This window comes from Ruminococcus sp. RTP21484sp1_RTP21277st1_D2_RTP21277_210401, from assembly GCF_040924225.1.
Lineage (GTDB): Bacteria > Bacillota > Clostridia > Lachnospirales > Lachnospiraceae > Blautia_A > Blautia_A faecis.
This window is the reverse complement of the sequence record NZ_JBCOMJ010000003.1, coordinates 165,742-178,087: the sequence shown is the minus strand read 5'-3', so window position 1 is coordinate 178,087 and position 12,346 is coordinate 165,742. Positions and strand designations below refer to the sequence as shown.

12 protein-coding genes are annotated in these 12,346 nt (G+C 33.4%); all 12 read right to left on the bottom strand.

The genetic code is table 11. From position 1 onward, the window contains the following. Positions 1–333, bottom strand: a complete 333-nt coding sequence (locus tag AB5706_RS03675; protein ID WP_313718211.1) for a hypothetical protein — start codon at positions 331–333, stop codon at positions 1–3. Continuing rightward, the gene (locus tag AB5706_RS03670; RefSeq protein ID WP_313718212.1) at positions 330–785 is read right to left on the bottom strand and encodes a hypothetical protein; all 456 of its coding nucleotides are present in this window, start codon (positions 783–785) and stop codon (positions 330–332) included. The genes AB5706_RS03675 and AB5706_RS03670 overlap by 4 nt, the downstream gene beginning before the upstream one ends. 22 nt (positions 786–807) lie before the next feature. Further along, entirely contained in the window at positions 808–1,470 is a 663-nt protein-coding gene (locus AB5706_RS03665; RefSeq protein WP_313718213.1) for a translation initiation factor IF-2 N-terminal domain-containing protein, read from the bottom strand. A gap of 78 nt (positions 1,471–1,548) precedes the next feature. Then, entirely contained in the window at positions 1,549–2,652 is a 1,104-nt protein-coding gene (locus AB5706_RS03660) for a hypothetical protein (protein WP_368365873.1), read from the bottom strand. A gap of 21 nt (positions 2,653–2,673) precedes the next feature. After that, complete coding sequence (locus tag AB5706_RS03655) at positions 2,674–3,219, bottom strand: hypothetical protein (RefSeq protein ID WP_368365872.1); 546 nt, start codon at positions 3,217–3,219, stop codon at positions 2,674–2,676. 69 nt (positions 3,220–3,288) lie between these two features. Further along, positions 3,289–4,482, bottom strand: a complete 1,194-nt coding sequence (locus AB5706_RS03650; protein WP_368365871.1) for a winged helix-turn-helix transcriptional regulator — start codon at positions 4,480–4,482, stop codon at positions 3,289–3,291. A 45-nt stretch (positions 4,483–4,527) separates the two neighbouring features. Continuing rightward, positions 4,528–4,782: a hypothetical protein gene (locus tag AB5706_RS03645; protein ID WP_118583614.1), complete on the bottom strand. Its 255-nt coding sequence runs from the start codon at positions 4,780–4,782 to the stop codon at positions 4,528–4,530. A 63-nt stretch (positions 4,783–4,845) separates the two neighbouring features. Then, positions 4,846–6,693, bottom strand: coding sequence for a hypothetical protein (locus AB5706_RS03640; RefSeq protein ID WP_368365870.1), 1,848 nt, complete (start codon positions 6,691–6,693; stop codon positions 4,846–4,848). A 57-nt stretch (positions 6,694–6,750) separates the two neighbouring features. Then, entirely contained in the window at positions 6,751–6,936 is a 186-nt protein-coding gene (locus AB5706_RS03635) for a hypothetical protein (RefSeq protein ID WP_368365869.1), read from the bottom strand. Between the two features lie 6 nt (positions 6,937–6,942). Then, positions 6,943–8,706 carry a hypothetical protein gene (locus AB5706_RS03630; RefSeq protein ID WP_368365868.1) on the bottom strand — a complete coding sequence of 588 codons (1,764 nt, stop codon included), beginning with the start codon at positions 8,704–8,706 and terminating at the stop codon, positions 6,943–6,945. Between the two features lie 117 nt (positions 8,707–8,823). After that, entirely contained in the window at positions 8,824–10,845 is a 2,022-nt protein-coding gene (locus AB5706_RS03625; protein WP_368365867.1) for a hypothetical protein, read from the bottom strand. Continuing rightward, positions 10,842–12,032: a hypothetical protein gene (locus AB5706_RS03620; RefSeq protein ID WP_195590008.1), complete on the bottom strand. Its 1,191-nt coding sequence runs from the start codon at positions 12,030–12,032 to the stop codon at positions 10,842–10,844. Before AB5706_RS03620 ends, AB5706_RS03625 begins: the two co-directional genes overlap by 4 nt. Positions 12,033–12,346: the final 314 nt, after the last annotated feature.

Genomic DNA, 12,346 nt, shown 5'->3' with positions numbered 1-12,346 from the left:
TCAATCCTCCTTTATTTTAAGCACTGCAACACCGGCATCCAAAATGAGTTTTCTATAATCCTCAAATTTAGAATCCGGCTTATTGTATGTAACTCTGGCAGCTTCCAATAATTCAATCACAGGAACTAACTCGACAGGGTAGAAGAGTAAGCTGTTCAATCCATCTAAATCATACTGAATATTCTGAAATATTTCATTTACGTCTTTACCTGGGTATTTACTTGAAGTATTAGGATCTGCACATTGTAATAAGAAAAAAATAGAACCTCGTAATGTCTTCTTAATTTCCGACATTTGCATATCACTGAATTTTCCGTAACGGTGTTTCGTCATGACGTTTCACCTCCGGAGATATAACTGTTATTTATATATCCATCATCACGGATAAATTTTCGAAGATTACGCTCTAAAGATTCGAGTCGTTCTATATTCGTCTTATAGTTAGATTGGATGTTCTTTTCTTCCTTACTACCAATAATCCTTGCTGTATTAATCGCATTATCAACCTGTGGTTTTAACCAACCAATCACCATATATTGAGCGAAGATATTTATAACAAAATCATCATCTGACTCCTGATCTGATGGATTATTAAGAGAGTAAGTTAACTCCAACAATCTATCATCTAATTTTAGCTGAGAAAATTTCTTCCTAATATATGGCTTTGATGCAGCGTCATGTAACCATGAACGCATACGATCATACGCAAAATCCTGTGGTAATTTATAAAAGTTTGGATCATCCATTAGATTATAAAATCTGTTAAATATCTCATCGTAGGTCATATAGCACCTCCGATCTTATTAATTACATTTTCAGATCAAAACGAGTACCACAAACTTTGTCAATGATTTTCGCTTTGTTCCACTGTTCAAATGTACCGTTTTCCATCTGTGTAGCATAAGTAGTGATAATTCTATTTTTAGCTGTAATTGGAAGCTGAATAAATGCTTTTTCAAAGTCACGATATGGAAGGTTCATTACTTTCTCAATATCTTTTTCGTTAAACATATTTTCATAAACTTCCTTTACTTCAAACCAGTGCTCGTCATTTATAAGATTTTCATCCTCAATAATAATATCTGGATCAAATATAGAACCTTTATGCTGAAGCATTGCGGCTTTTAAATCCTGATATTCAATATTTCGTCTATCACCAGCACCATTAAACGCATATGTCATGTGTGTATGATCACCTGTAAACAAGAGCACACCAGCAAAAAGTGACCTACATGGAATCATTTCCTCTGGTCTGTAATCTGCGTCTGTTTTTACTACTTTTTTAGGTTCTTTTACCTCTACTTTTTCAGGTTCGTCCGGAACCGTAATATAATTGGCTCTTACCATTTCAATTGCTTCATCAGAAAGTGGAGTCATATGATTTTTCACAGGAACTTCGTTTTCCTTTAATAGCGCTACAACATCTGAACTTGGTACACCAATTTCTTTTGCAAGCTCAAAAACTTTCATAGTTATTTTTCCTTTCATTCATAAAAATAGGAGTGTAGTAATCAACCACACTCCTAAATATTTTTATATTAGACGAAATTACGCCTCAAGAGTCCATGTACCAAAACGTACATTAGTCATTGTCTCAAGACCCATACAAGTTCTAATACGGTAATCTTTTGTCTCATCGCCAGTCTCGCCCATTTCGTTTCTTTCAAATGTTGCATCAGAACCTTCATAAACGAACTTAACGAACTTATCAATATTATTAGGCATAACCAGAAGTTTCTTATCATCTTCCAGATAGTGCTCAACATCATTGTAAGCAAATGCCTGTGGAATCTCTACAATCTCTGTTCCCTCGAATGATCCAAGACGACCCATTCTATAAATATCAGATTTTGCTTCATTAGAAATCCACTGTACATTACCAAAGTTCTGAAGTTCTCCAAGAGCTACTTCAGTACCCATAATTACTGCCTTAGAACCGGTAGCAAGCTGCACGTCAGAGATAAGTCTTTTCAGTTTTGCTCTATTTTCAGCTTTAGCTTCACCTTTGATATTCCATTTTGTAGGAACTGGGAGCTGCTGAGATGCAGACATAACGGCATCATGAAGCATTGTATTTACATAACGATCAAATGCCTCTGTAATTTTGTTAATCAGTTCATTCCAATCTTCAACGCCTTGCATAAATCTAAGAAGACTCATGTATACGCCTAATCCAAAGTAGCTTGTACTAACTGTACGAGTCTGTCCAGCACCAAGTCTCTGACGTTCAATTGCATGATGTCCACCAGAAAGTTTTGCTACAGTAAGGATGCAATCATCTTTAATATAGAAACTGTTTTTCTCTCCGATTGTTGTATTCTTAAAATCAACATATTTTCTGAAGAATGGATCTGCTGACCAACCTGTTACCAATGTATCATCAATTGTGTCCTCAATAATCTCGAATAATGCTTCTCTTACTGCAGTTCTTCCTAATGCACGTTTAATCTGATTATCAGTTGCGTCCTCGGAAAGTCCTGCAATTTCTCTAAATTTTGTTCTAATTACAGTATTGGCATCTGCTACAGACTGGTTCTGAAGTGTACCATTATATGTATCAATACAAATTTTTGTAAAAGTTCTAATATCTTTTGCATCTTTAAATTTTGCCTGATTTAAATCAGTATATTCAGCAAATAATAATTTTCTCATTATGATATTTCCTCCTTTCTATTAGGCTTCAACTGCAGCATTTCTCTTAACGAATACTGCATATTCACCGTTTGGCCACTGCTTGTAGATATAGCCAACAAAACCATGTGTTACAGCTGTTTTGTTTGGGTCTTCAGCAACAGTTGTTAATTTGAAACCAGTTCCATCAACAACAACATATTTGCCAACTTCAACCTCTGTTTCATCCTTGAAAGCTTCTTTAGAAAGGCTAAGTCTGTCTGTTTCGAATGTTTCAAATGCACGAATTCTTTCTCCCTGACCAATAAAATACTGGGACTCTTCCTGCATTCTCTTTGTGTACTCTTCGTAGATTTTTACATCGTTAGCAAGGATTACGATTTTATCTGTAATCTTTGGTGCCTCTACTTTAAATACATCGTCCTCTACGTAATTCTCTGGCTTCAGAACAGATACAGAACCATTTTCCATCTCTGCATCTTCATTAACCATTGTGTAAAATGCACTTGGAATATCAGTTGCGTGCATTAATGTGGCATGAAATACGCCATGTTTGTCGTATAAATATTTTTCGAAATTAGATGCCATTTCGGTTTCCTCCTTTAATATTTTTAGGCAATAAAAAAGAACCCTCGTTATAGAAGGTTCTGAATGATTTTAAATTCGTTCCCAATGAAGAACTGTTCCGTCATCTAAATGACCAGTATATTTAATTCGTCCAGATAAATAACTACTTACACATCCGCCATATTTTTTATCCGCTGCATTCATAGAATTAAATATTTCACCTGTTTCAATACATTTAACAGGTGTTCGATTAAATCCGTTTGGACGGTTCTCGTTTCGTTGTTTGTTCTTTTGGTATCCAATATCAAGGGATTGTTGTTTGAGATCGTTATAATCTATATCAAGATATCCAGATTCACAAGCAGTTTTTAAATATCTACTTACAGTAGTATTTGATATTTCAAGCTTCTCAGCTATTTCTACAAAACTTTGCATTCCTTGATTAACTAAATCACAAACTGAAATAAATATTGATTTTTCTGCAACGATATGGCATAAAGAAAAGTTTATTTTTGATAAATCTAAGACTTGAGATAATTCAGAAATTAAAATATGTTCTTTTATATAATCATACCTATTTTCTATATCAATATAATTACAATCAACTCGAACTACATTTATATTATGTGATTTTGCAAGTGCATCTTTCTTGTCATCAATTTGTTTTCCAACAACATCTTGTTTACCATCACGAGTAAAATTCCCATGTCCAATTCCACCATCCATTTCGATAATATATTTTTTATCATCTAATTCAAAATAAAAATCATATCTATATGGTCGTGCCCAACCAGGATTATATTGATGTATATAGTTAATTCCAAGTTGGCTTAATATAGATTTCATGAATTTTTCGGCGTAACTAAATCCATCACTACAATATTTACATTGTAATCCATGCATATATACTTCATTCCCTGTTTTATATAGTTCATTACCGCAAACAGGGCATATAAAATATATTTTCTTATTTGTATTAGTTTTATACTTATAAGCATCATCTGGATTTTTTAGTAATGGTATTAGTTCTGGATTTGTTGTTGCCATATCATTTATTCCAGGAATTACCTTAGTATATAATTTTCCAAAACATTTTGGACAATTAAGATGTTCTCTTGGTGTAATTATATTTTTAGGCTTTTTCTCAAATTCATATCCGCATTTGTGTCTAATTCTTATAAAATTAGATCCACCAGTATATTGAGAAATTAGTGTATACTCGTTTTTATCAAATTTATTATAAAACTTTTCTTGAAATTCTTCATTAGTTAATGTAATACCCATAAATAAACCTCACTTTCAATTAAAAAAGAACCCTAAAAGTTCTTTTTATTTTTTTACTTCTGTATTTTTACAAGAAGTATTCTCAATATTTTCGAACTTAGGATTCTTCCTATTCTTAACATACTTATGTTCCGTTTTAGGACGCTTGTTAAGATAATCAATCAACTCATCTGTGTATAAGAACATCCAAAATTCCCTATTGGTAGATGGATTGACTGATCGTGCAATATATCTTTGATGTGCATTCTCCATAAGTTCCTTTCTAAGAGTAGGAGAATAGCAATAAAATACATCACTCATAAATAAATACCTCGTTCAACTATAAAATTTTTCTATATTCAGTTGTTATAATTTACTTCTAAATTATTTTTTAAGAGATTTAAAATAATCTCCATAAGGTGAATTTTCATTATCCGCTTCTGGTTTTTCAGAACCAACACCGAATGTCATTCCACCGTTAAATTTCTTCTTGGATTTTGTTTCAGAAGTGTGTGCAGAAAAAGTACCTGCATTAGATGTGATAAAGTCAGCAAAAATAACTTTTGCCTCTTTTTCAAGATCAACAAGACTGTATTGGTCCATGTTCTCAACAAGAGCTTTGAACTCATCTGTATCTCTTAGATCGTTGTATTTCTCAGCATTAAGAATTTCTTCTCTCTGTGTATGAAGTTTTGCAAACTCTGCATTTTCTTTGTATTCAACAAGAGATGCATAATTGCTTCTCATCGCTTCAACTTCATCTAATTCCTCTTTGGTAAGATATGTAGCATATACTTCTACACGATCACCGGTGAGAGAGAAGTTATCTCCATCCTGAGAATATGTCTGCTTATAAGCAATGCATGTCCAATAATCATACATAATAAGATAGTTTTCATAAACCTTTACAGAGTACCAGCAGTTATCTGACTCTCCATACTGAGCATTTACTAGATCAGATAGTGCCCAAATTTTCTCATCGAGAGAAACTTCGAAGTTGGCAGATTTCTCACCAGTAGTGATAGAGTATTTCCTTTTCTTTTTATTATCTGCTCCACAAGCCTCTTCCTCAACTGGATTTTCTTTAGAATCATCGGATGTTGCAACAGGCTCATCTTCGGATTCTTCAGATACCGGATTTTCTTCCTGAGTTTCGCCAGCTCCCTCTTCATTTACTGGTTCTTCTACAGGATCAGATTCACCATTGCCTTCGTCTGCATTTTCATCAGAAGTAGGTTCTGGATCAGAGTTACCATCAGTTGTACCTGCATCACCGGCTCCATCATCAGAAGCTGCGCCACCGTCATCATCAAATGTTTCTGCAAATTTCTGTTCCAGCTCTTCATCAGATAACCCCTCATAATCAAAGGTAATATCATCAGCTGTTACATTATATTTCTTAAGTAATTCTTCAAATTTCACCAGATCATTTCCTCCTTTCTGATTAATTTGTGTATTATTATTGAAACAAACCTTTTCTAACTTAGACTCAACGTTAGAAAGTCTAGTCTGTAAATCAATCAAAACTGAATTATGTGCTTCACTAAAATCAACAATATCTGCTCTGGAACCTTCCATTCCTTCTCCTATTTCAGTACCATCATCACGAGACCCCAAGAAGGTGCTTGCATTTAAATAAAAATCATCTAAATCAAGAACTTTTTCTTTTGCATCATAAGATAATTCTTCAATGACAAGCTCACAACTATTTTTAGTACCGTTTTTTTCTTCAAGTATAGAAGTAGTGCGAGTGTAGTCTTCAGCAATATAAGCATAAGCACATACAAAGTCTTTATCTAATTTATCATCATGTTCCCAAAATGCTGGTTCAGAAGAGAATGATCCAACTTGAGATTCAATATATACTGTTTCATCTTCACCAGTTTCTTCGTTTCTGACAGTTTTCATTTCGTGACCTTCGAAATCCCAGGAACCATCGTCAAGCTGATGAATAGCTGCGAGTACCGGTCTGTCTGGGATTGTTTTCATTGCACGTTCTGCAGCTTCTTTAGAAACACGAGATTTATTTCGATTTACTCCAGTATGGAAAATTTTAATTTTAACTTTTTTCATACCACGATGATTTTCATCAACAGAGTCTTCTGACTCAAAAGTAGTAGGAACTTTTACCGCAAGTTTATATCCTGTTTCATTTGAACTGAATTTTGCAAATTTCTGCTCTTCACAAAATTTGACTAAATCATCAATGGTGAGTAGCGTTTTGTTTCGCATATTTGGTATTTACCTCCTTTCCAAAAATTTCTATATAATAGCCCTTAGAAAAGAGGACTAAACACACATAATATTTGTGAATTTTACTTTAGACATATCAATGTCATTTTCTGCAAAATTCATCTTAGTATTATTTACAAACATATAAAAATGAGCAGGTGTCTGAACCTCTATATAACCTAGAGTGATCAACTGCTCACGAACTTCTTTATCATATGTAAAAATAAATTTTTTATCTTTCATTATTTATCACTCATTTCCACGTTCTTTTGATTTACTACCAGAGTCGGTTAGATCATCAGAATCTTTACTTGGGGCACCGCCATTAATAGGATCGGTATCTGTAGTAGAAGTATCACCAGATTGCGTATAACTTGTACTAAGTGGATTGCTCATCAAATCAACAAGTCCTAAATCACGCTCAAGCTTAAGCATAGACATTTGCTCAAGAAGTGTATTTCCATCAAGGACACCAACTGACATTCTTGGTAATCCATTCTGGGCAGATTCAATAAGTTCTTTACGTTTTGCTTTTCTTGTATAAGGACAAACACCATCTATGTACTTAAAGTATCCATGTCCAGTTCCAACAACATAGTTAAAATATAAATTTAGATATCTCTGCACTTGAGGTAATAATGTACTTTGACCATATTTCATATCTGCAATAATCTGTGCTTCATAAATTGTTGTTCCAGATTTATCTGAGTCAAGAATTACACCACCAATATGTTTGAAAATATTAGATATTGAATTGGAAACCATATCTGTATCATCTGTATTATTCAGATCTTTGAATTCAATTGTGTCAATTTCCATAGGAGAGAGCACAACATTAACACATGGCGGAACATTAGCTGCAAGTTTGTTATAATATTTTAATGCGGTATCCGGATCAATCTCAAAATCGTCCGGATCAGAAGTACCACTTAATGGTTTTAGTCTAGCTACAAGAAGTTTATAAGCACTAAGTTCGTCCTTGACGGCCTGAATCTCTAACAGATCAATATTATTTATGATCGTCTGAAATAAACTCGCTAGTGGACTGTAATCCATAGTCGGATCATCACTATTTACCTTAAAACAAACTTGTCTTTCAGGTTCAAGTTCCTGCCATCTTAATGTAGAATCTTTCTGATATGCTTCATATTTAGATTTGAATTCAGAATCCCAATATTCAAGATATGCTTCATGTGATCTGAAATAAGAAAAGTCAAATGCAAATCTGAATACACCTGCTTCAACAGAAGATACTCTACAATAATCTCCATCAAGAATCTGATAGAAACAAGTTCCACCTTCCTGATCAGAATCATCATAAACATATGCGTACACAGAGTCTTCACGCCAAGCTACAAGAAGTAGTTTTACAAGTTCACTGGCAAAATCCATACGTTGCCAACGAATCATAGTTTCATACCAAGTATTAGTACGTTCCTCTGAAGTCATTTCCTGTGTAGGATCGTCCAATGGGATAATATTGAACGCATCTCCACAAATCATAGTCGCATAGTGTAAGCAAATACGTCTGTACTCATAGCAAAGTCTGTACAGATACCGACTTAAATTACGAAGCTGAGACTCATATGATTTTGGTGATTTCATATAAGTACGAAGTGTCTCCCTGGAGTAAGTCTGGAAAGTACGCGATTCAGTTTTAGACAAATCAGTAAGTTGCAATGCGTCTATCATAGCCTTTGTAGTTTTTGCCATTTCAAGCACACGTTCATGCTTTGTAAGTGTTGTTGACATTTCAGCTACAGTTTTCTTCCCTTTTGGTGTATCAATAGTTGGAACAGTGGCTGATTTGTTTAATAGTAATTTATCAACTTTATCCAGTTTCTTTGTTGGAGTTTTGGTTGTGGTTGATTTTGTATTGACTGTTTTAGTTGTTTTAGGAGCTACCTTTGACTTCGAAGTAGAAGTTGAGGCAGCTGTATTAACGGTTTTATTTGAAATAGGTGTACCGTCCTGCACCTTTGGCTTATTTTTACTACCTTTGGGTCTACCCATTGGTACACCTGCCTTTCTATTTATTGTTTTTAATTTGAATTGGTTGGAATTTATTTTAAGAAGTAAGAAGTGGGAGAGTAGTGGGTATTGGAATAGATTGGAATAATAGATTGATTATTAATCGAAATAAGAATGACGCTTCGCTGTACGAATTGGTAGGCGATCAGCGAGGTTAGTAATGTTTTTTTTACGTTTTTTATTTTTTATATGTTCAAGCCGTTTTTCAGATAAAAACCAGCCTAGCATTGCCAGTACATACGCATGATCATCATGCATAGTAGCCTCTGAAACACCTGTGTCTGCATCTTTATGAGCTGGTAGTCTAAATCCGTCTTTTCCACCATCACGTTTAATACGGCAAATATTAACGATTTCTTCTTTCATAACATCAATTTGAACTAATGCAGCTTCTTCGTCAATAGATAGTTTTCGAATTTTAGTTTTTGCAGACTCAATTTCAGACAATCTTTCTTCAAGCATTTCTTCATATTCGTTTACATCTAAATCTAACTTATCCAATTCTTTTCGAATCATAGCTTCTGATTTTTGCATAAGTTCGTTATCAACTTCAAGAATATTAAGATAACCTTTGTTATCATATTTTTCAGTAAAATGTATCTTATCTGCCTCGACCATTTTAATCAAAGCTTCATACATTTCCGATTTGTATTTCGCTGGTTCAATCAATTTTAGTTTTGGTACAGCATCTGGATATCTTTTAGAATAAACGTCACCGTTTGTATATTCTTTATCAATCAATCCACGATGAATTTTTCCGGATTTATCTTTCCAGTCTTCAATAAGACTATCTCGAACCCAAGAATTACCACCACCACCTGAACCTGCATCCGCCATAAAAAGCTCAATATTGTCATAATCTAAAGCATCACCATTATAGTCAAGAAGTATTTTATGAATTTCTTTAATTTGTTCTTGTGTCATCATTGGAGTTCTTTTTCTTAGCCCCAAGTCTGCAAAAGATACAACATTAACAATATCCATTGTGTAGCCATTTTCTTCATCGTATAATAACTCTCCAATACCAATAACTGATAAGTCGGTTGAGCGAGCTGGATCATATGCGAGGACGAATTTTCTAATGTTTGTATCATTATAAAGAACTGGTGGGCGATTATATGAATTACGAACAATCAAAGCCCTTTTAATAATTTGATTTGCGCCAGCATCTTGCGTAAACTGGTTATAATATTCTCTGTTGGCTTTTTCAGGATTATTTCGAATTTCATTATCAATAGTTTCTCTATTCAATAATGAAGCTGGGTATTTTTTTCCATGAAAGGTAGAGTTAATAACAATATCACAATTAAGGTCTGCAACAAAATATCTCGGATCTCCTAATAACATTTTTTTAGAAAAATCTCTATATTTTTGATAAAAAGCAGTATCTACAGAAGATGCGGAAGAAGCGTATAGTAGTTGATGCGGAAACTCTTTAGGAATAGTAGATACATTTAAATTACCACCTAATTTAAAGTTCGCATCTTGAGCTGTAAATGCGCCAATTACATTAAATTCTTCTTCTGAAAGCCAACCTCCCTCATCAAAATAGACTGCTTCACATCTTTTACCTCTTTTTGCGTTTATATTACTATTTAAAGTTTTTACAAAACTTCCATTATAGAGTTTATATGTAAACCCCATTGGGTTGTGAATGAATCCATTTGAATTTGCCTGTCCAATTTCTACTTCATTTTTAAAAACATCTGTTAAACCAGTCATAGAACCTATATTTTTTAATGCAATATCTTCTATCTTGCGAAAAGTTTCTTGCGATTGGTCAGCTGTTCCAGAACATATATAGATTCTGTATGGTAAATCTGCTAACAATCCCCTTACCATAGCAAATAAAGCAAGTTTTGTTGTCTTTCCGGCACTTCTACTTTCAAGCCATAAAACAAACGGAGTAATCCAGCTCATCATAAATGTATACTCTTGTGAATCCAAAAGTTCTACACCTATAAATTCAGACATAAACCTGGTCGGATATTTAATTCCCCATTGTCTTATTTTTGCAAGTTTTTGATATCCCTCAAGTTTTCTTTGCGAAATTTCTAATTCAGTAGGTTTAACATAAAACTGATAATTGTCTGGTAATATAATTCCTGATTTTGTTTTCATAATTTATCACCATCCAATTCAATACCCTTATCTTTAAGAAAATCCTTTATTGCACAATTTTCTTTTAACAAGAGTCTTGCCTTTTCTTCATTATCATCAGACTTCTTCTTATATTTATTAATAAGATCTCTTTGTTGAACAATCATGTCATTATAATCATTTTCGTCAAGCCTAATCTGTTTTATAATTGCAGCGTCACTAATTTCCGCAACTTGCTGTAATCCCTTCGAATATTCAACATCATATAGATTAGTTTCAATTTCTTCCAGGTTCATTTCTTTTAATTTACGAACTTTTCCAGTCCAAGTATTTTCACCCTTAGAAGAATTGACAGAGTGTTTTAAACTAATGCCATTATCTTTTGCAAGATTAAGAACAGAACTTGTTATTTTGTTTTTTGTGTCTTCAAGATTTTTTATAGTAGAAATATTTTTTTCCATATTTTCTATATCAGACATAAGAGTTGTAATAACATCATTTATTTTTTCTATATGATTAAAACTTTTTACAATTTCGATAGAAGAAGAGGTTTTTAATCTATCTTCGTTTGCATCCTCACTTGCATCAAGGTAACCTATTAAGCTTGAATATAAATAAGGCTGATCCGCATATGCTTCTTTTGCAAATGGGTCATAACCAAGTAATCGAACAACATCTTTTTTATTCTGTACAAAAGATTCAAGAACTTCATCATTTAAATTTGGTGTTAAATCAGTTGATATAGTTTCTGTTTCTTTTTCTATTCGTATATCATCAAAGTCAGAAGACATATATGTTTGACATTGATAATTGATCATACTTACGTTTTTTATATATGAATCATATGGTGTTCCGCGTTTTTTTCCAGAATTTTCATTTGCTGATTCCTGAACACTTGAATCCCATAATGAATTTAAAAATGGCTTATTTAGGTAAAACATTGCAAGACGTGTGTCTTTTTTTGTAGAATATTTATTCCCATCATCATCATATTTGATTGCCAAATCTTGTGCACACTTTTTACAAATTGGAGTTACGCCACTTTTATTTAGTGGGTCTGTACTTTTATAAAATTTTTCTCTAGGTTGTAATTTTCCACATAAACAACAAGTAAAATAATTTGTTTTCAGCTCCTCAATTTCAGATGTCAGTCTTTCTATTTCGGCTTGCGATTCATTTAATTTTATTCGTGCCTGAGAGACTGTCATTTTTGCTGGAGCAACTATTTTTTTTACAGCAGCTATAACAGTCGCCTCCTTTTGTTCATAAAAATAAATTATGCATTCATCTTCAAATCGAAGAGAGTGCTTTCTAAGTATTCAATATAACAAATAAAAGCATCCACAGAAATGTGGGTGCTTTTATGCCAAATGCATGGCTACTAGCACTTAACGCTAGCTTTACCGTAAAAAGATAGGGCAATGGTGCGAGTATCCACCTTTTTCTTATAATGATCAGTTATAAGATCCCTACCTATTAAATATCTACTACAGGCTTTGAACCTGTATCTGATGGCACAAAA

Coding starts and splice junctions, on each gene's coding strand:
- AB5706_RS03625 (WP_368365867.1), bottom strand. CDS start 10,845: ATGAAAACAAAATCAGGAATTATATTACCAGACAATTATCAGTTTTAT.
- AB5706_RS03670 (WP_313718212.1), bottom strand. CDS start 785: ATGACCTACGATGAGATATTTAACAGATTTTATAATCTAATGGATGAT.
- AB5706_RS03655 (WP_368365872.1), bottom strand. CDS start 3,219: ATGGCATCTAATTTCGAAAAATATTTATACGACAAACATGGCGTATTT.
- AB5706_RS03640 (WP_368365870.1), bottom strand. CDS start 6,693: ATGCGAAACAAAACGCTACTCACCATTGATGATTTAGTCAAATTTTGT.
- AB5706_RS03630 (WP_368365868.1), bottom strand. CDS start 8,706: ATGGGTAGACCCAAAGGTAGTAAAAATAAGCCAAAGGTGCAGGACGGT.
- AB5706_RS03665 (WP_313718213.1), bottom strand. CDS start 1,470: ATGAAAGTTTTTGAGCTTGCAAAAGAAATTGGTGTACCAAGTTCAGAT.
- AB5706_RS03645 (WP_118583614.1), bottom strand. CDS start 4,782: ATGAGTGATGTATTTTATTGCTATTCTCCTACTCTTAGAAAGGAACTT.
- AB5706_RS03660 (WP_368365873.1), bottom strand. CDS start 2,652: ATGAGAAAATTATTATTTGCTGAATATACTGATTTAAATCAGGCAAAA.
- AB5706_RS03650 (WP_368365871.1), bottom strand. CDS start 4,482: ATGGGTATTACATTAACTAATGAAGAATTTCAAGAAAAGTTTTATAAT.
- AB5706_RS03620 (WP_195590008.1), bottom strand. CDS start 12,032: ATGACAGTCTCTCAGGCACGAATAAAATTAAATGAATCGCAAGCCGAA.
- AB5706_RS03675 (WP_313718211.1), bottom strand. CDS start 333: ATGACGAAACACCGTTACGGAAAATTCAGTGATATGCAAATGTCGGAA.
- AB5706_RS03635 (WP_368365869.1), bottom strand. CDS start 6,936: ATGAAAGATAAAAAATTTATTTTTACATATGATAAAGAAGTTCGTGAG.